This window comes from Mesorhizobium sp. B2-5-11, from assembly GCF_006440835.1.
Taxonomy (GTDB): domain Bacteria; phylum Pseudomonadota; class Alphaproteobacteria; order Rhizobiales; family Rhizobiaceae; genus Mesorhizobium.
Genome location: NZ_VFUK01000008.1, coordinates 79,473 through 98,022 on the forward strand (window position 1 = coordinate 79,473; position 18,550 = coordinate 98,022).

At 64.7% G+C, this 18,550-nt stretch carries 17 protein-coding genes; 13 read left to right on the forward strand and 4 right to left on the reverse strand.

All coding sequences use genetic code 11. The features are described from left to right. Window positions 1-73: 73 nt before the first annotated feature. Window positions 74-1,120 carry an L-glyceraldehyde 3-phosphate reductase gene (gene mgrA / locus FJ490_RS23360; RefSeq protein WP_140584136.1) on the forward strand — a complete coding sequence of 349 codons (1,047 nt, stop codon included), beginning with the start codon at window positions 74-76 and terminating at the stop codon, window positions 1,118-1,120. Between the two features lie 179 nt (window positions 1,121-1,299). Beyond that, window positions 1,300-1,704 carry a Fur family transcriptional regulator gene (locus FJ490_RS23365; protein ID WP_140500273.1) on the forward strand — a complete coding sequence of 135 codons (405 nt, stop codon included), beginning with the start codon at window positions 1,300-1,302 and terminating at the stop codon, window positions 1,702-1,704. A 39-nt stretch (window positions 1,705-1,743) separates the two neighbouring features. Here FJ490_RS23365 and polA read toward each other — a convergent pair whose 3' ends face one another. Then, window positions 1,744-4,695, reverse strand: a complete 2,952-nt coding sequence (gene polA / locus FJ490_RS23370; RefSeq protein ID WP_181165363.1) for a DNA polymerase I — start codon at window positions 4,693-4,695, stop codon at window positions 1,744-1,746. 475 nt (window positions 4,696-5,170) lie between these two features. Here polA and FJ490_RS23375 point away from each other — a divergent pair, with 475 nt between their 5' ends. From FJ490_RS23375 to FJ490_RS23405, 7 genes are all read left to right on the forward strand, one after another. After that, a complete protein-coding gene (locus FJ490_RS23375; RefSeq protein WP_140729248.1) occupies window positions 5,171-6,553 on the forward strand; it encodes a M20/M25/M40 family metallo-hydrolase in 1,383 nt (460 codons plus the stop codon). 148 nt (window positions 6,554-6,701) lie between these two features. Further along, the gene (locus tag FJ490_RS23380) at window positions 6,702-7,322 is read left to right on the forward strand and encodes a ribonuclease D (protein WP_140522544.1); all 621 of its coding nucleotides are present in this window, start codon (window positions 6,702-6,704) and stop codon (window positions 7,320-7,322) included. A gap of 83 nt (window positions 7,323-7,405) precedes the next feature. Then, complete coding sequence (locus FJ490_RS23385) at window positions 7,406-7,609, forward strand: hypothetical protein (protein WP_140522542.1); 204 nt, start codon at window positions 7,406-7,408, stop codon at window positions 7,607-7,609. Window positions 7,610-7,719: 110 nt separating this feature from the next. Continuing rightward, entirely contained in the window at window positions 7,720-7,974 is a 255-nt protein-coding gene (locus FJ490_RS23390) for a GlsB/YeaQ/YmgE family stress response membrane protein (protein WP_140500262.1), read from the forward strand. Between the two features lie 23 nt (window positions 7,975-7,997). After that, window positions 7,998-8,144, forward strand: coding sequence for a hypothetical protein (locus FJ490_RS23395; RefSeq protein ID WP_140729247.1), 147 nt, complete (start codon window positions 7,998-8,000; stop codon window positions 8,142-8,144). A 137-nt stretch (window positions 8,145-8,281) separates the two neighbouring features. Next, window positions 8,282-10,546, forward strand: a complete 2,265-nt coding sequence (locus FJ490_RS23400) for a transglycosylase domain-containing protein (RefSeq protein ID WP_140729246.1) — start codon at window positions 8,282-8,284, stop codon at window positions 10,544-10,546. A 50-nt stretch (window positions 10,547-10,596) separates the two neighbouring features. Continuing rightward, window positions 10,597-11,349 carry an SDR family oxidoreductase gene (locus FJ490_RS23405; RefSeq protein ID WP_140500256.1) on the forward strand — a complete coding sequence of 251 codons (753 nt, stop codon included), beginning with the start codon at window positions 10,597-10,599 and terminating at the stop codon, window positions 11,347-11,349. Window positions 11,350-11,375: 26 nt separating this feature from the next. On the opposite strand, the gene FJ490_RS23410 is transcribed toward FJ490_RS23405, so the two are convergent. After that, window positions 11,376-12,296 carry a zinc-binding dehydrogenase gene (locus FJ490_RS23410; protein ID WP_140632916.1) on the reverse strand — a complete coding sequence of 307 codons (921 nt, stop codon included), beginning with the start codon at window positions 12,294-12,296 and terminating at the stop codon, window positions 11,376-11,378. A gap of 143 nt (window positions 12,297-12,439) precedes the next feature. Here FJ490_RS23410 and FJ490_RS23415 point away from each other — a divergent pair, with 143 nt between their 5' ends. Further along, window positions 12,440-13,249 carry a helix-turn-helix transcriptional regulator gene (locus tag FJ490_RS23415; protein WP_140729245.1) on the forward strand — a complete coding sequence of 270 codons (810 nt, stop codon included), beginning with the start codon at window positions 12,440-12,442 and terminating at the stop codon, window positions 13,247-13,249. A gap of 91 nt (window positions 13,250-13,340) precedes the next feature. Continuing rightward, complete coding sequence (locus FJ490_RS23420; protein ID WP_140584595.1) at window positions 13,341-13,778, forward strand: VOC family protein; 438 nt, start codon at window positions 13,341-13,343, stop codon at window positions 13,776-13,778. 102 nt (window positions 13,779-13,880) lie between these two features. Here the strand turns inward: FJ490_RS23420 and FJ490_RS23425 are convergent, their stop codons facing one another. Continuing rightward, window positions 13,881-15,683, reverse strand: a complete 1,803-nt coding sequence (locus tag FJ490_RS23425; RefSeq protein WP_140500248.1) for a cation:proton antiporter — start codon at window positions 15,681-15,683, stop codon at window positions 13,881-13,883. A 215-nt stretch (window positions 15,684-15,898) separates the two neighbouring features. Next, window positions 15,899-16,348 (reverse strand): host attachment family protein, encoded by a 450-nt coding sequence (locus tag FJ490_RS23430; RefSeq protein WP_140500246.1) that lies wholly within the window; start codon window positions 16,346-16,348, stop codon window positions 15,899-15,901. Between the two features lie 432 nt (window positions 16,349-16,780). Here FJ490_RS23430 and cysG point away from each other — a divergent pair, with 432 nt between their 5' ends. Both cysG and FJ490_RS23440 read left to right on the forward strand, forming a co-directional pair. Next, a complete protein-coding gene (cysG, locus tag FJ490_RS23435) occupies window positions 16,781-18,226 on the forward strand; it encodes a siroheme synthase CysG (protein WP_140558382.1) in 1,446 nt (481 codons plus the stop codon). Next, the gene (locus tag FJ490_RS23440; RefSeq protein WP_140500242.1) at window positions 18,223-18,516 is read left to right on the forward strand and encodes a DUF2849 domain-containing protein; all 294 of its coding nucleotides are present in this window, start codon (window positions 18,223-18,225) and stop codon (window positions 18,514-18,516) included. The genes cysG and FJ490_RS23440 overlap by 4 nt, the downstream gene beginning before the upstream one ends. Window positions 18,517-18,550: the final 34 nt, after the last annotated feature.

Consider the following 18,550-nt stretch of genomic DNA (forward strand, 5'->3'; position numbering starts at 1 on the left):
GGTTGGGGCGCAGGGCCTGCGCGTCGCGTTCGCGATGACAGTGCCCAGTCCATCCAGCTTCGAGGATTTCCCCATGCCCTATGTCGCCGCCGAAAACCGCTACGAAAAAATGGTCTATAACCGCTGCGGGCGGTCCGGCCTGAAGCTGCCGGCGATCTCGCTGGGGCTGTGGCACAATTTCGGCAACGACACGCCGCACACGACCAAGCAGGCGATCGTGCGCAAGGCCTTCGACCTCGGCATCACGCATTTCGACCTCGCCAACAATTACGGGCCGCCGCCCGGCTCGGCCGAGATTGCTTTCGGCGAGATATTGCGCACCGACTTTGCCGCCTACCGCGACGAACTCATCATCTCGACCAAGGCCGGCTACGAGATGTGGGCGGGCCCCTACGGCCAATGGGGCGGACGCAAATATTTGCTGGCCAGCCTCGACCAGAGCCTGAAGCGGATGGGGCTCGACTATGTCGACATCTTCTATTCGCACCGCTTCGATCCGGATACGCCGCTGGAGGAAACGATGGGCGCGCTCGACCATGCGGTGCGCGCGGGCAAGGCGCTCTATGTCGGCATCTCGTCCTACAATTCGCAGCGCACGCGCGAGGCGGCCGATATACTGAAGCGGCTCGGCACGCCTTGCGTAATCCATCAGCCGAGTTATTCGATGCTGAACCGCTGGGTCGAGGACGATGGCCTGCTCGATACGCTTGATGGGCTGGGCGTCGGCTCCATCGTGTTCTCGCCGCTGGCACAGGGCATGCTGACCGACAAATATCTCGGCGGCATCCCCGAGGGCAGCCGTGCCTCCCAGGGCAAGTCGCTGCGGCCGGCCTTCATCAACGACAAGACCATCGCCAACATACAGGCGTTGAACGCGATCGCGGGCCGTCGTGGCCAGACGCTGGCGCAGATGGCGCTGGCGTGGGTGCTGCGCAAGGGCAAGGTGACATCGGCGCTGATCGGCGCCAGCCGGCCGGAGCAGGTGGAGGACTGTGTCGGCGCGCTGGAGGCGCCCGACTTCAGCGACGCCGAGCTTGCCGAGATCGACAATTACGCGCGCGAGTCCGACATCAATCTGTGGGCAGCCTCGGCCGAGCGCAACGGCCCGCCGAGGAAGTAGGCATGGAAGCCGGTAGACGACGGCGGGAGCCCTCCCGCCGTTGTCTTCGCGGAATGCCGCGCCAGCGCGTTTCAACAGAGGAGTAGCAAAGACAGCGGTTCGTCGCTATCTGAACGGGGGCGGCCGTTTGCATATGGAAACGGCCCGTATGTGACACGAGGCAGGTCGGAAACAGGATCATGGCGGCAAGGGATGTGCTGACGAAGAACCAGCTGTGCGTGCTCGAGAAACTCGAGGCCGCCAGCGGGCCGCTCAGCGCCTACACCTTGCTTGACCAGCTGCGCGAGCGGGGTTTCCGCGCGCCGCTGCAGGTCTACCGCGCGCTCGACACGCTGGTGAAGTCCGGCTTCGTGCATCGGCTGGAAAGCCTCAATTCCTTCGTCGCCTGCGTCGAACCGCACGATCACAGCCATTCCATGACCGCTTTCGCCATCTGCGACACATGTGGCCAGGTGAGCGAAATGTCCGACCATGATGTCGGCCACCGGCTGGACGAATGGGTGCGCTCCACCGGCTTTGCCGCCAAGAAGGCGGTGATCGAGTTCCGCGGGACATGTGCCAAGTGCCGGGCGCAAGCTGCCTAGTCTAAGGTGTATCGATATTCAGGTGATGCCGGCCTGGCGCTAGTGCGCCTCGTCCCAATTGTTCGCCGCTCGAGCGTCCACATGCAGCGGCACCGACATCGACACCGCCGGCATGGCCGCGTTCTCCATGACATGGCGCACGACGGGGATCGTCGCCTCCACTTCCGCCTCGATCGTCTCGAAGATCAGCTCGTCATGCACCTGCAAGAGCATGCGGGCCGAAAGCCTGGCCTTCTCCAGCGCCTCGTCCATGCGCACCATGGCGCGGCGGATGATGTCGGCGGCGGTGCCTTGCAGGCGCGCGTTGATCGAGGCGCGCTCGTTGAAGGCGCGGATCGAGGGATTGGAGGACCGGATCTCGGGGTAGTGGATGCGGCGGCCGAAGATGGTTTCGACGAAGCCGTGCTCGCGGGCGTAGGCCTTGGTCTCCTCGATATAGTCGCGGATGCCGGGGAAGCGCTCGAAATACTTCTTGATGTAGTTGCTGGCCTCCTCGCGCGGAATCGACAGCTGGTTGGCGAGGCCGAAGGCCGAGATGCCGTAGATGATGCCGAAATTGATCGCCTTGGCGCGGCGGCGCACTTCCGAAGGCATGCCTTCCACGGGCACGTTGAACATTTCCGAGGCGGTGATGGCGTGGATGTCGGCGCCGTCGGCGAAGGCCTGCCGCAATTGCGGGATCTCGGCAACATGGGCGAGCACGCGCAATTCGATCTGACTGTAGTCGGCCGAAACCAGCCGGTTGCCCCTGTCGGCGATGAAGGCTGTTCTGATCCTGCGGCCTTCGGCGGTGCGCACCGGGATGTTCTGCAGGTTCGGGTCGGAGGATGACAGGCGCCCCGTCGTCGTCGCGGCGAGCGCGTAAGAGGTGTGGACCCGCTTGGTGTCCGGGTTGACGAAGCCGGGCAGCGCATCGGTGTAGGTCGATTTCAGCTTGGTCAGCTGGCGCCAGTCGACGATCTTGCGCGGCAGTTCGTGGCCTTCGGCGGCGAGGTCTTCCAGAAGCTGCGCCGAGGTCGACCATTGGCCGGTCTTGGTCTTGGAGCCGCCGGGCAGACCCATGCGGCCGAACAGGATATCGCCGAGCTGCTTGGGCGAGCCGATGTTGATGCGCTCGCCGACGAGCTGGTAGATTTCTTCCTCGAGCCGGGCTGCGCCCTGGGCCAGTTCGCCCGACAGCCGCGACAGGATCTGCCGGTCGACCGAGATGCCGCGCTGTTCCATGCGCGCCAGCACCGGCACCAGCGGCCGTTCCAGCCGCTCATAGACCGACACCAGGCCCTTGGCGGCGAGCCGCGGCTTCAGCACCAGCCAGAGCCTGAGCGTCACATCGGCGTCCTCGGCCGCGTGGGCGGTCGCCTTGTCGACGTCGACCTGGTCGAAGCCGACGGAATTTTTCCCGGAGCCGGTCACGTCCTTGAGCTGAAGCGGACTATGGCCCAGCCATTTCTCGGCAAGCGCGTCCATGCCGTGGCCATGCGAGGTGCCGGCATCGAGCACGTAGGAGATCAGCATGGTGTCGTCGAAAGGGCCGACGTCGATACCGTAGCGGCTCATGATGACGAGATCGTATTTCAGGTTCTGCGCGATCTTGAGGACAGACTTGTCCTCGAGCAGCGGTTTCAGCACGGCCAGCGCCTCGCGCAGCGGGATCTGGTTGTCGATCGGACCACCGCCGAGCAGGTCGCCATTTCCGCTCCTGTGGGCGAACGGCACATAGGCGGCGCGACCTGGCGCCGTCGCCAGCGACAAGCCGATCAGTTCGGCCTGCATCGGATCGGGCGACGTCGCGCGGGCATCGAAGGCGACGATGCCGGTCTCCAGCGCCTCGGCGACCCAGGCCTTCAGGCTGGCGACGTCGCGGATGCACTGATAGGCCGAAATGTCGATCTTGCGGGCGGTGGCGGCCTCCAGGCGAAGCGCCGACAGAAGCGAGGGGGTGTTGCCCTCCTTGGTGCCGCCGGCTGCGGCCAGGGCCGTCTCGCCGTCCTGCTTCGCCTCGGCGCTGGGCGCGACTGGCGCGCCGGCGCCGACGTCCGGCCCATGCGCGGAGTCGGCGCGTTCGACCGTCACAGCGATCGCCTGGACGTCGCTTGCCTCGGTTCCCGTCGTTTCCGCCACGCGGCGGGTCAGCGAAGAGAATTCCATGGTCTTGAGGAAGCCGATCAGCTTCGGCCCGTCCGGCGCGTGCAGGACGAATTCGTCCAGCCCCTCGGCCACCGGCACATCGTTCTTCAACGTCACCAGTTGGCGCGAGATGCGCGCCTTGTCGGCATTGGCGATGATGGATTCGCGTCGTTTCTCCTGCTTGATCTCGCCGGCGCGCTCAAGCAGTCCGTCTAGGTCGCCGAACTGTTCGAGCAATTGCGCCGCGGTCTTCGGTCCGATGCCCGGCACGCCGGGAACATTGTCGACGGAATCGCCGGTCAATGCCTGCAGGTCGATCATCTTCTCCGGCGGCACGCCCCATTTCTCGATGACCTCGGGAATGCCGATCTGGCGATCCTTCATCGGATCGTACATGCTCACCGTCGGGCCGACCAACTGCATCAGGTCCTTGTCGGAGGAGATGATGGTGGTGTCGCCGCCGGCCTCGCAGGCCAGCCGGCAATAGGTCGCGATGAGGTCGTCGGCCTCGAACCCTTCCATCTCGAGACAGGGCAGGTTGAACGCCCTGGTCGCCTGGCGGATGAGGCCGAATTGCGGGATCAGGTCTTCCGGCGGCGCCGAACGGTTGGCCTTGTATTCGGGATAGAGATCGTTGCGGAAGGTTTTCGACGAATAGTCGAAAATGACGGCGAAATGCGTCGGCACGATGCCGACATCGGTGTTGCGGGCATCCTGCATCAGCTTCCAAAGCATGTTGCAGAAGCCGGACACGGCGCCGACCGGCAGGCCGTCGGACTTGCGGGTCAGCGGCGGCAACGCATGATAGGCACGGAAGATGTAGCCGGAGCCGTCGACAAGAAAGAGATGATCGCCTTTTTTCATGCGGGCAGGGATAGCGCGGCGCGGCGGCTTGGTCCATGCCAAAGGCACCGCTTCCAGCAACACCCTGACAGGCAGGCGACAGGTTGGTTGGAAAGAGGTGAAATCGGCATTATTTTCGCCCGCGGGACTGCCTGGCTCCGTCCGTCCAACGGCCGCTCACGGCCATGTTACAAAAGTGTAATATTCGTGCCCTTGAATCGCCACGTTCGAGGACACAGATAAATGGCATCGGCAATTTTCGCCGACGTCCGGAGCAAGGCCCGTCCCCCGCCTATCCCGGACACCTGCGGCAGCCTATCCCCCCTCTCCGGGCTGCCGCATCGTTTCGAGTAGAAGGGCCGCCGTGGTTCCCCCTCCACCACGGCGGTCTTTTTTGTTTCGAATACGCGCTTGGAGCCCGTGGTCCAATGGTCCCGGGCTTTTCGTTTGTCCGCTCTGCCTTTAGGGTTCCGGCACTGAATCGAAAGGCTCATCAATGTCAATTTCCCCCGTTCTCGACCGTCTCGACAAGAATCTCGACCAGAGCCTGGAGCGCCTGTTCGGCCTGCTCCGGATCAGGTCGATCTCCACCGATCCGGCCTATGCCGCCGATTGCCGCAGGGCGGCCGAATGGCTGGTGGAAGAACTCAAGGTGATCGGCTTCGACGCCAGCGTCCGCGACACGCCCGGCCACCCGATGGTGGTTGCGCATCATGACGGGCCGGCCGGTTCGCCGCATGTGCTGTTCTATGGCCACTATGACGTACAGCCGGTCGATCCGATCGAGCTTTGGGAAAACGAACCGTTCGCGCCGGCGGTCAAGGAGATCGAGCCCGGCCACAAGGTGATCACCGGGCGCGGCTCGGCCGACGACAAGGGTCAGTTGATGACCTTCGTCGAGGCTTGCCGGGCCTGGAAGCAGGTGCATGGCAATCTGCCGTGCCGCATCACCATCCTGTTCGAGGGCGAGGAGGAGTCGGGCTCGCCGTCGCTGAAGCCCTTCCTCGAAGCCAATGCCGATGAACTCAAGGCTGATTTCGCGCTGGTCTGCGATACCAGCATGTGGGACCGCGACACGCCGTCGATCTGCGTGGGGCTGCGCGGGCTGGTCGGCGAGGAGATCACCGTGAAGGCCGCCGACCGCGACCTGCATTCGGGCCTCTATGGCGGCGCCGCCGCCAACCCAATCCGCATCCTGGCCAAGGTGCTGGCCGACATTCACGACAAGGACGGCCATATCACCATCCCGGGCTTCTATGACGGCGTCGAGGAAACGCCGTCGCAGATCCTGAAATCATGGGAAACGCTGGGCGAAACGGCCGAGACGTTCCTTGGCCCTGTCGGCCTTTCGATCCCGTCGGGCGAAAAGGGCCGTTCGCTGCTGGAACTCACCTGGGCACGGCCGACGGCCGAGTTCAACGGCATCACCGGCGGCTACACCGGCAAGGGCTTCAAGACGGTGATCGCGGCGCAGGCCTCGGCGAAAGTATCTTTCCGCCTCGTCCACAAGCAGGATCCCAAGAAGATCCGCGCCGCCTTCCAGCAATTCGTCAAGGAGCGCATTCCGGCCGACTGTTCGGTGGAGTTCCACCCGCATGGTGGCTCGCCGGCGATCCAGCTTTCCTACGACTCGCCGTTCCTGGCCAAGGCCAAGACGGCGCTGTCGGACGAATGGCCGAAGCCGGCGGTGACGATCGGCAGCGGCGGCTCGATCCCCGTGGTCGGCGATTTCCAGACCTATCTCGGCATGGAATCGCTGCTGGTCGGTTTCGGCCTCGACGACGACCGCATCCACTCGCCCAACGAAAAGTATGAGTTGAGTTCGTTCCACAAGGGCCAGCGCTCCTGGGCACGCATTCTGGACGCGCTGACGCGCTGAGCCGGGAACTCACGAAAGGCGGGAAAATCAAGTTTATGTTGATTTTTCCACCGATCACGGCAAGGACGGGTTGCCAGCGCAACGTGCTGGAGCGCGCGCGTCCGCTCGATGGATGCGCGATGCCGAAAGCGCGACCCCGGAGAAGACGATGAGCGATATCCGTTTCCACAAAAACGATCTGCCCGACCTGTCCCGCTACAATGTCGGGGCGGTTGCCATCGATACGGAAACGCTGGGACTGAACCCGCATCGCGACCGGTTGTGCGTGGTGCAGATTTCACCCGGCGACGGCAGCGCCGACGTCATCCAGATCGCGCCGGGCCAAAGGGAAGCGCCGAACCTCGTCAAGCTCTTGGGAAACCACAGCGTGACCAAGCTGTTCCACTATGGGCGCTTCGACCTTGCCGTGCTCTACCATGCGTTCGGTGTGATGCCCGAGCCGGTATTCTGCACCAAGATCGCCTCACGGCTGACCCGCACCTACACCGACCGGCATGGGCTCAAAGACATCTGCTTCGAGCTTCTGGGCGTCGGCCTGTCCAAGGCGCAGCAATCGTCGGACTGGGCGGCCGAAACGCTGTCGCCCGAACAACTCGAATACGCCGCATCCGACGTGCTCTATCTGCACCGGCTGCGCGACGTGCTGGCGGCGCGGCTGGCGCGCGAGGATCGCACGAAAGAGGCCGACGCCTGTTTCCGCTTCCTGCCGACACGCGCCAAGCTTGACCTCATGGGCTGGGACGAAGAGGATATTTTCGCTCATAGCTGACGGCGTCGCGGCGCTGCCGCCGATGTTCCGTCCGGGACCAGATGCCGGCCGTCGTGTTCCGTCGGCTCGAAAAGAGGGATGACATGACGGACAGGAAGCCCATATCGACCGCGCCCACCGACGGTTCCAAGGTCACCGTGACCTGGAAGGACGGCGACGGCGTGCTCAACGAATCCATCGCGCAATACCGGGACGGCGGCTGGTGGGTCTACATCGACAGCGATACGCAGAAGAAGGTCGAGCCGACGAGCTGGCGGCCCGCCGCGAGCGACGACGGCGACCAATGAGCAGGCCGCTGGCGAGGGCGGCGGCTTTCGCATAGCCTGAAGCCGTTGATATCGAGGCCGATTCGGGGCTTTCCGCTCCGCGCTCGCCTCTTGCTCGGAGGGAAATCGCCATGGGCGTCGAAAGCCTGCTCGTCTTCATCATCATCGGTGCCATCGCCGGCTGGCTCGCCGGTCTCATCGTCTCCGGTTTCGGCTTCGGCCTGATCGGCAACATCATCGTTGGCATCATCGGCGCGTTCATCGCGGGCTGGCTGTTCCCGCGGATCGGCTTGTCCATCGGCGGCGGCATCCTCGCCTCGATCATCCACGCCACGATCGGCGCCATCATCCTGCTGATCCTGGTCAGGGTCCTGAAGCGAGCCTGAGGCCGGGCACCGAGGAGCGCGCCATGAAACAGAATACGCTCTATCTCGTCATTGGCGTGCTCGTCGCCGTGGTCATCGCGCTCGGCGTCTACGTCTACCGCGAACAGACCAAGCCGAAAGGCGTTGAACTCAAGATCGACGACAAGGGCATCTCGATCCAGCAGAACTGAACGGAGCCCGGGCTTGCCGGCTCCGCATTGCTCCCCACGCCTGACTATCGCTGCCTGCCGGATTTAACCCGCCTTTAAACCGCCGCATCTACTCTGCAACCCGAACGCCATAGGCATCGGGATATCAAGCGCAGCGCATGGCGAACCGCAGAGACAGCCGCATCGAACCCAGTTTCGAGGGACCGCCACAAGCGAGATCCCAGACCGGTCTTTCGGTGAGCGAGGAGGATCGCGTCGTGCCCAGCAACCGCAAAGCCTCCGCCAAACGCAAACCGCCAAAGGCAAAATCGTCGCGTGCCAGGCGCGGCAGGAGCCGGCGCGGCCTGTTCGGCGTGCTCGGCCGGCTGGTCTACTGGTGCTTCGTGCTGGCCATCTGGGGCGGCATCGCCGTGGCCGGCGTCGTCGTCTACTACGGTGCCAAGATGCCGGCGGCCACGACCTGGTCGATCCCCGATCGCGCGCCCAATATCAAGATCGTCTCCGCCGACGGCCAACTGCTCGCCAATCGCGGCATGAGCGGCGGCGAGGCGGTCGGCCTGCACGAAATGTCGCCCTACATCCCCGAGGCGGTCATCGCCATCGAGGACCGCCGCTTCTATTCGCATTTCGGCGTCGACCCGATCGGCCTGTCGCGCGCCATGGTCGCCAATCTCGCCGGCGGGCATTTCTCGCAAGGCGGTTCGACGCTGACGCAGCAACTGGCCAAGAACCTGTTCCTGACGCCAGACCGGACGTTGGAGCGCAAGGTGCAGGAGGTGCTGCTGGCGCTGTGGCTGGAGCACAAGCACACCAAGGACCAGATCCTCGAAATGTACCTCAACCGGGTCTATTTCGGCTCGGGCGCCTATGGCGTCGAAGCGGCCTCGCGCCGTTATTTCGGCAAGAGCGCGCGCGATGTCACCTTGTCGGAGGCGGCGCTGCTTGCCGGTCTCCTGAAGGCGCCGTCGCGACTGTCGCCGGCGCGCGATCCCAAGGCCGCCGAGGACCGCGCGCAGCTGGTGCTCGCCGCTATGCGCGACGAAGGCAAGATCAGCGCCAAGGAACTGACCACGGCGATGAGCGCGCCGGCGACGCGCGCGCCGTCCTACTGGACAGGCTCGGAAAACTACGTCGCCGACACCATCATGGAAGAGCTGCCCGATCTGATCGGCGACGTGCGCGGCGACATCGTCATCGATTCCACCGTCGACCTGAACCTGCAGAAGCTCGCGGAACAATCGATCCGCCGGCTGATCGATGAAAGCGGCAAGAAGCTCAACGTCACCCAGGGCGCGCTGGTGTCGATCGACGATTCGGGCGCGGTGCGTGCCATGGTCGGCGGCTACGATTATTCGACCAGCCAGTTCGACCGCGCCTCGGAAGCGCGCCGGCAGCCCGGTTCGGCGTTCAAGCCGTTCGTCTACATGGCCGCCCTCGAGGCCGGCCGCACGCCCGACAGCGTGCGCAACGATGCGCCGATCAAGATCGGCAAATGGACACCCGACAATTACGGCGGCAAGTATTTCGGGAAGGTGACGCTGGCAACCGCCTTGGCGAAGTCGCTGAACTCGGTGGCGGCCCAGCTGACCATGGAAGTGGGGCCGGACGCAGTGGTCGAGGCGGCGCATCGCATGGGCATCCAGTCCGATCTGCAGGCCAACACCTCGATCGCGCTAGGCACGTCGGAAGTGACGCCGCTGGAGCTGACCTCGGCCTATGTGCCTTTCGCCAATGGCGGCTACAAGCCGGACATCCATTTCATCCGCCGCGTGACATCAGCCGAGGGCAAGGTGCTGTACGACGCCGGCAGCGGCAGCGCGCCGCGCGTGGTGAAGCCCGAGATCGTCGGCATGATGAACTCGATGATGACCGGGACGGTGGAGATCGGCACGGCCAGGAAGGCGGCCTTCACCTGGCCGTCGGCCGGCAAGACCGGCACCAGCCAGAATTCGCGCGACGCCTGGTTCGTCGGCTACACCGCCAATCTCACCACCGGCGTATGGTTCGGCAATGACGACGGCAGCCCGATGAAGAAGGTCACCGGCGGCGCGCTGCCGGCGCAGGCCTGGCACGAGTTCATGGTCGCCGCGCATGAGGGCGTGCCCGTGCGGCCGCTGCCTGGTACCTGGAAATCGACGCCGGCCGATAGGATCGTGCCGGACGAAATCCCGTCGGCCGATGCGACACAGCCGGCTCCGAAGCTGCAAGCGCCTGTCGGCCAGTCGGCGCCCGCTGCCGTCGCGGCGCAGCCAGCGCCGGTTCGCGCGCCCCGCCCGGCCCAGACGGTCGACGCCGACGGTTTCGATATGCCGGGCGACTCCGGAACCACCGCCTCGGTCGGACATCCGGTGCCGCCGGGCAGTGTCGGCGGTCCGCTCAAGAAGCGGCAGACGTCGATCCTCGACATTCTCGGCGGAGGCTAGCGGCAACTCGCCTCTCGCCAGCGCCACACCGTTCGGCTACACCTCCCGACATGGCAGAGATCGACACCAGGAAGACCATTGTGCTGACCGGCGCCAGCCGTGGCATCGGCCATGCCACGGTCAAGCGTTTCTCGCGCGAGGGCTGGCGCGTCATCACCTGCTCGCGCCAGGCATTTGCCGAGGATTGCCCGTGGCCGGCCGGGCCCGAGGACCACATCAAGGTCGATCTCGCCGACCAGGAGGATGTCGGCATCGCCGTCTCCGAAATCCGCCACCGGCTCGAGGCGCATGGCGGCCAGCTGCACGCGCTGGTCAACAATGCCGGCATTTCGCCAAAGCTCAAGGACGGCAACAGCCGCATGAACTCCATCGACACGCCGATGCATGTCTGGCGCGACGTGTTCCAGGTCAATTTCTTCGCGCCGATCATGCTGGCGCGCGGGCTGTTCAAGGAACTGGCATCGGCGAAAGGGTCGATCGTCAACGTCACCTCGATCGCCGGCACCCGGGTGCATCCCTTCGCCGGCACCGCCTATGCGACATCGAAGGCGGCGCTCGGCTCGCTGACGCGCGAGATGGCGCATGATTTCGGGCCGCACGGGATCCGCGTCAACGCCATTGCGCCGGGCGAAATCGACACGGCGATCCTGTCGCCGGGCACGGACAAGATCGTCGAGACCATTCCGCTCAGGCGGCTGGGTACCACGGCCGAGGTCGCCGACATCATCTTCTTCCTGTGCTCCGGGCAGGCGTCTTATGTGACCGGCTCGGAAATCCACATCAATGGCGGCCAGCACGTGTGATGGGCTGACCTCAGGCTAGGGATCGTTCATCCGGTCATGGTGAGAACAGCCTTGCCGCTGAAGCTGCGCTGTCGCAGCGCATCCAGGGCTTGGGCGATGTCGGTCCATGGCATGGTCAGGGCGACGCGGGTTTCCAGCCGGCCGGCCGCAACGAGAGCGAGCAGCGAGGCGATGTCCGAGCCAATGCCCGCGCCAGACGTGTAGTAGGCGAAAGTCTGAAGCCTCGCCCCCTCGTGACCCGGAACGAACTGGCGGAACCCAATTGGCGTGAGTTCGCCACTGCTTGAGCCGAACATGACGATCGTCCCGCCGGGCGCGACGCGTTCGATCGCGTGGGCAAGGCTTTGGCCGCCGACCGATTCGGTGATCAGCGAGAACGGCCCCTCAGCCAGTTCGATCGCCTCGACGACTTGCCCGGCACCTAGGCGGCGGAGATCCTCGCCATGCCGGGAGGCCGCGACCGCGGTCACGCTCGCGCCCTGTTCGCGCGCGATCTGGATCTGGAAACGGCCGACCGCTCCACTTGCGCCGGTGATCAGGACCCGTTGGCCGGCAAGGTCGCCGCCATGGCGCAAAGTCCTGAGCGCGGTGGTGCCCGCGACCGGAAGCGTGGCCGCGGAAACGAAGCTGACGTCATCCGGCAGGACGGCGAGGCGGTCAGTCGAAACCGCGACGCGTTCGGCCCAGCCCGCCTGGTCGACCAGAGCCGCGACCCGGGCGCCCACGGCTGGCCCGGAGCCGTCGGCCGCTGGCCGTTCGACGATCCCGACGAGGTCCTGGCCGGGTATCCAGCCGTCCGGGCGTATGGTGAGCAGGCGCAATTCGCCGCGATTCAACGAGGTTGTGTGGACCGAGACAAGCGCCTCGTTTGCGAGAGGCCGTGGGTCCTCGACCTCGGCAAGCGTCAGTCCGGCGGGGCTGTCGGAAGATATGGCTAGGGCGAGCATGAGACGTACCTTCCTGCTGGTTTGTGGATGCAAAGCGCGGTGGCATCCTGATCAACCGGGTGCATGGGCAAGCTGGAACCTATCGACTTCCCAGCTTGAAGAATTTAGCTATCGTGGCGTTTAATCGCTAAAAGCCGTCAATCATGAGACAACCTCTTCGTTACCCATGGCTCGATTTCAATGTGGATGACGTCCTCGCACCGGCAATCGCCGTGCGCGTCGACGTTACCGAAACCAGGGCCGAAGTCCCCTCCCATCGGCATCGCAAAGGCCAACTCGTCTTCGCGCTCGGCGGTGGCGTCACATGCCGCGTCCCGAGCGGCCTGTGGATGGTGCCGCCGCATTGCGGGGTGTGGATTCCCGGCGACATGGAGCACAGCAATATCGCGACCGCCAACGCCCGGATCTTCTTCGTCTACATCGAGCCGGGAGCCGCCGAATTGCCGGACCGGTGCTGCACCCTTTCGGTCTCGCCGCTGCTGCGCGAACTGATCATCGAACTGTCCGATGGCGTGGGGGATGATGAGGCGAGGGATGCGCTTTTGATCATGACGCTGCTTGCCGAGCTGCCGCGCATGCCTGTCCAGCGGCTGCATCTGCCGATCTCATCCGAGCCGCGATTGAGGCGGATCGCCGAAGCGTTGGCGCAGGATCCCGCCGACCGCAGCACATTGTCGGAATGGGCCAGCCGGGTTGCGCTCAGCGAGAGCAGTCTCGCCCGTCTCGTCGTGAAGGAGACTGGCCTAAGCTTCGGACGCTGGCGCCAGCAGTTGCATCTGATCGTCGCAATTCGAGAACTTGCCTCCGGTGCGAGCGTGCAGCAGGTCTCCGGCGATCTCGGCTATGATTCCGTCACCGCCTTCATCACCATGTTCAAGAAGGCGCTTGGCAAGCCCCCGGCAAAATACCTCGGCAGCGTCGCGCAAAATGGCGGCTCTGCCTTCGTGGCGTGATCAACCTGGCTCCAGGCGGAGCACCTCGAGCATACATTGTTGGACCAGGCGACGCCTTGTAGATTCGAACGACACCTTGGAGATTGGAAACATGGCGCTCAAGCGGATGGACAACGTAGGAATCGTCGTCGAAGACCTCGGAGAGGCGGTTGATTTCTTTCGCGAACTCGGCCTCGAGCTCGAAGGACGGGCCACGATCGAAGGAGAATGGGCCGGACGTGTCACCGGACTGGGCGATCAGCATGTCGAGATTGCCATGATGCGCACACCGGACGGCCATAGCCGGCTCGAGCTCTCCCGCTTCCTCATGCCGCCTGTCGTCGCAGATCACCGGAACGCCCCGGTCAACGCCCTAGGCTACCTCCGCGTCATGTTCACCGTGGACGACATCGAAGAGACGCTTGAGAGGCTCCGCACGCGCGGCGCGCAGCTCGTAGGCGAAGTAGTCCAGTATAAAGACGTTTATCGGCTCTGCTACATCCGTGGGCCTGAGGGGTTGCTCATCGGACTCGCCCAAGAACTCGGTTAAGCGCAATACGAAGAAATGGCAGGAGTGGCCGATGTCAGCGGGCGCGTCCAAGGCCGCCCCACCTGTTCGAGGTCCCGCCCTCCACGGTCGGCCGCGTTCTCGCTAAGCACGGACTAGTTCCGTGTAGGCGGACGGTTCAGCCGCCCGCGGCTTGTGACCAAGCACCTCTTCCACGATGCCGCGCGCGATCTCGCGTTCGCCCATGATCACCGTATCGGCGCCGAGCCCCTTGAGATGCTCGACCTCGGCATCGGAATGGGCGCGGGCGACGACATTGATGGCGGGATTGGCGGCGCGCGCACGCAGCACGATCTGACCGGCCTCGAAGGCATTGGGGATGGCCAGGATCAGCCGTTTTGCGCCTTCGGGATTGGCGGCTGCAAACACTTCGGCATTGGCGGCGTTGCCGGCCACGGTCTCGATGCCCTCGGCCCTGAGCTTCACCAGTGTCTTGTCGGCATCCTCGACCACCAGGAAGGGCAGGGCGGCTTCCTTCAACGCAGCGCCGACGAGACTGCCGACACGGCCGTAACCAATCAGGATAGCGTGGCCGCTGAGGGCCGTTCTTGGCGGCGGCCCATCCTCCTGCTTCGCCGCCGAGGCGACGGAAGCCACCTGGCCGGGCTCCGTCGCCGGGCCGACCGGTTTGGGCTCCACAGGCGGCGCCGTCCTGGCGGCGCGGGCCTCGAGCCATGGCTTCATCCAGTCGATGACCAGGAACATCACCGGGTTGAGCACGATCGACAGGATGGCGCCCGCCAGGATGAGGTCTCGCCCCTGTTCGGGCAGCAGTTTCAGCCCGACGCCGAGTTCGGCCAGGATGAAGGAGAACTCGCCGATCTGGGCAAGGCTCGCCGAAATCATCAGCGCCGTCGCCAGGGGATAACCGAAGGCGACGACGATGAGGAAGGCCGCCAGCGACTTGCCGACGACGATGATGGCGAGCGTTGCCAGAATCGGCAAGCCGTTGCTGAACAGGCTGAACGGGTCGAACAGCATACCGACCGAGACGAAGAACAGCACCGAGAAGGCATCGCGCAACGGCAGCGATTCCTCCGCGGCGCGGTGGCTGAGTTCGGACTCGCTCATGATCATGCCGGCGAAGAAAGCGCCCAGTGCCAGCGAGACGCCGAACAGCTTGGCCGCGCCGAAGGCGACGCCAAGCGCTATCGCCAGCACCGAAAGCCGAAACAGCTCGCGCGAGCCGGTATGGGCGACATAGTGCAGGATCCAGGGAATGACGCGGCGGCCTACCACCAGCATGACGATGACGAAGGCGGCGACCTTGGCCAGCGTGATGCCGACGACACCCCAGATGCCGTAGCTCGCGGGCAGCGACAGCAGGCCGCTCGCATGGGCATCCGCCTGCTCCTGGCCGCCAAGCACGCCGGCAAGCGCCGGCAAAAGCACCAGGGCCAGCACCATGGCCAGGTCCTCGACGATCAGCCAGCCGACGGCAATGCGGCCGCGCTCGGTCTCGATCAGGCGGCGCTCCTGCAGGGCGCGCAGCAGCACCACGGTCGAGGCCACCGACAGCGCCAGGCCGAAGACCAGTCCTGCTCCCGCCGACCAGCCGAGCATCCAGGAAAGCCCCGCGCCGAGTGCCGTGGCAAAGCCGATCTGGACGATGGCGCCGGGCACGGCGATGGCGCGGACCGACAGGAGATCCTTCAGCGAAAAATGCAGGCCGACGCCGAACATCAACAGGATGACGCCGATTTCGGCGAGCTCATTGGCAAGGCCGGCGTCAGCGACGAAACCGGGCGTGTTCGGCCCAACCAGCACGCCGGCCACGAGATAGCCGACCAGCGGCGGAATGCGGAAGCGGTTGGCGAGAGCGCCGAAGACGAAAGCGAGCCCCAGACCGGCTACGATGGTGGCGATAAGGGGAGTGTCATGCGGCATTGTCTATGGAGCGCCTTTCAAGCCAGCGATGCAGGATATGCGCCGCCCGAAGCCGCCGCCTGTTTGCAATATGGTGGATTGGGTGTCGGCCACGCAACCCCGCAAAACCGGGAATTGCCGGTGAAGCGACAAATACCTCGCCGGTGGGCAAGCAAGCCGGAATTCGAGGTCAGCCGAAATCATGCGCCGCAACGGCGGCGCTCGATCGCCAACGATCAAGCTGCCCGCAACAGGGCCTCGATCTCGAATACCGCGTGGTTGGTCAGCGTCTTGGGAATTTCCGCGCTGACTTTGTCGCTGACTTCCTTGTGCAGGATCTTGCGCATCGCGCCGAGCACGAGCGGCGGCGCGATGAGGATGATTTCGTCAAAAGAGCCTCGATGAGCCAGCTTGTAGAGCCGTTCGGCGAGTTCGTCGGCAAAGCGCTCCTTGCCGATCCGATGCCAATCCGTCTCCTCAACCGCGCTGCGGTGAACCGAGGGACCGTCATTGTAGCGACCGGGACTGTCGCTGCCTTGCTCGCGCGTTGGCGGGTTGTCCTGCCTCACTTCCTGCACCACTTCGAGGTTCGGAAATTTGGTGTCACCTGCATTTCTGAGGAAGAGCGCTTTTTCTCCGTCGGCCACCATGATCCAGATGCCGTGCTTCAACTTGATCGCGCTCATGACGCCGGGCTCCTTCCTTCGCTGCCGCCACGCTTGGCTTCACGCCGCGGCCAGGTATGATTTTGAATTGCGCATGCGGAAGGAACGCGCCTCGATCCGGTAATGTTCCAGCCAAAAAGCCAGGTCATACGGACGCTCCGTCGAGGCGGAGGCGCGCGCACGACCGCCAGGCAGCTTTAATCTACTAAATTAGTAGAATTTAGAAAAAACGGTTTTGTCATAAAGCGCGTTCGGCCCAAAAAAGAGGAGAAATCAAGGCCCGCGACAGCGGCTTGATGCCGGTCTCCGCAACAAGGTGGAATATTTTTCTCTTGGCCGCGGCCCTTTAGAAAAAGCGATTGCATCCCGGAAGGTGATGCGCGAGTGGGTTTCTTCAGCTTTTTCGCGCCCACGCGTAGAAGTGAAGACCAGATCAGGATTCCGTTCGTATCCATGCCGCAGCCCGCCCCCAAGCTCAATGCCTTCCCCGTCTTCGTACGGGTCGAGGACGAAGCCGTAACGATCGTCGGCGGCGGCGACGAAGCGTTGGCCAAGGCACGATTGCTTGGGCAGTCCAGCGCTACGCTGCGCATCGTCGCGGAGAGCGCCTCACCGGACATGCTCGGCTTCATCGCGCAGAGCGGCGCCACCCACATCGCGGCCTATGAGGCGAGCCGGCTGGAAGGCTCGGTGATGGTGTTCGCTGCCAGCGGCGATGAGGCGCTCGACCGGCGCGTTGTCCAAGATGCGCGCCGGCTCGGCATCCCCGTCAATGCGGTGGACCGGCCGGAGCTTTGCGATTTTTTCACCCCGGCGCTGGTCAATCGCGCACCGGTCGCGATCGCCATCGGCACGGAAGGCGCTGGGCCGGTGCTGGCGCAGATGCTGCGTGCCCGCATCGACCGCATGCTGTCGCCTTCGTTGGGCAGGTTGGCGGCTCTCGCCGCGTCGTTCCGGGCCGCCGCTGAAAGCCTGCCCAGGGGCAATTCGCGCCGCCGGTTCTGGAGCGAGTTCTTCGGCGGTGCGCCGGCGCGCGCCGTCGAAGCTGGCAAGCTTTCGCAGGCGCATGACGCAGCCGCCGATCTTCTGCGTTCGGCTGCATCCGCTTCAGGCCATATCGCCCTGGTTGGCGCGGGCCCCGGTGCCGAGGACCTTTTGACGCTGCGTGCGCATCGCCTGCTGATGGAGGCCGATGTCATCGTCCACGACGCGCTGGTGCCGGAGGCTGTCGTCGCCATGGGCCGACGCGACGCCGAGCGGCTGGCGGTCGGCAAACGCAAGGGCTGTCACACCAAGAGCCAGGCCGAGATCAACGCGCTGCTGGTCGAGCTTGGCCGCGAAGGCAAGCGTGTGGTGCGGCTGAAGTCGGGCGATCCCCTGGTGTTCGGCCGGGCCGGCGAGGAGATGGCGGCGCTGCGTGATGCCGGCATCGCCTATGAGGTGGTTCCGGGCGTCACCGCTGCTTTCGCCGCCGCCGCCGATTTCGAATTGCCGCTGACGCTGCGCGGGGTTTCCTCCTCGATGGTGTTCACCACCGGTCATGATCTCAAAGGCAATTCGCTGCCCGATTGGGCCAAGCTTGCCATTTCGGGTGCCACCGTTGCTGTCTATATGGGCCGCTCGGTGGCCGCGGAGGTTGCCGGCCGGCTGATCGAGGCCGGGCTTTCGCCCGATACGGCGGTAGCCGTGGTCGAGAATGCCAGCCTCGGCAATCGCCGCCGTTTCCACGGCACGCTTGCCGACCTGCCGTCGTTGGAAGCGCGCTCCGATCTCTCAGGTCCGGTCATGACCATCATCGGCGATGCGGTCGCCGGCGCCAATTTCGAACGGTCCGAACCGCTCGCGGCACACAGGCATGAAGGTGCGCCCATAGCTGCCACCGAGGGAGTTCAGCAATGAAGATACTGACCGCCAACCGGCTCGCCGACGGCATCGCCGTCTGGTACGCAGACGGCGGCTGGGCCGAGAGGGCGGACCATGCCGACCTCGCCCATGACAAGGCGGCCGAGGATCGCCTGGAAGCGATCGGTGCCAAGGCCCACGCCGACAACGAAGTCCTCGACGTCAACCTCATCGATGCCGAAATCGTGAACGGCGTTGTCGAGCCGGTGCGGTTGCGCGAGAAGATCCGCGCCGCGGGCCCGACCATTCGCAACGATCTTGGCAAGCAGGCCTCCCGGGCGGCGTAAGCCCAGACCAGAAGTGAACACGGGCGGACGCGCC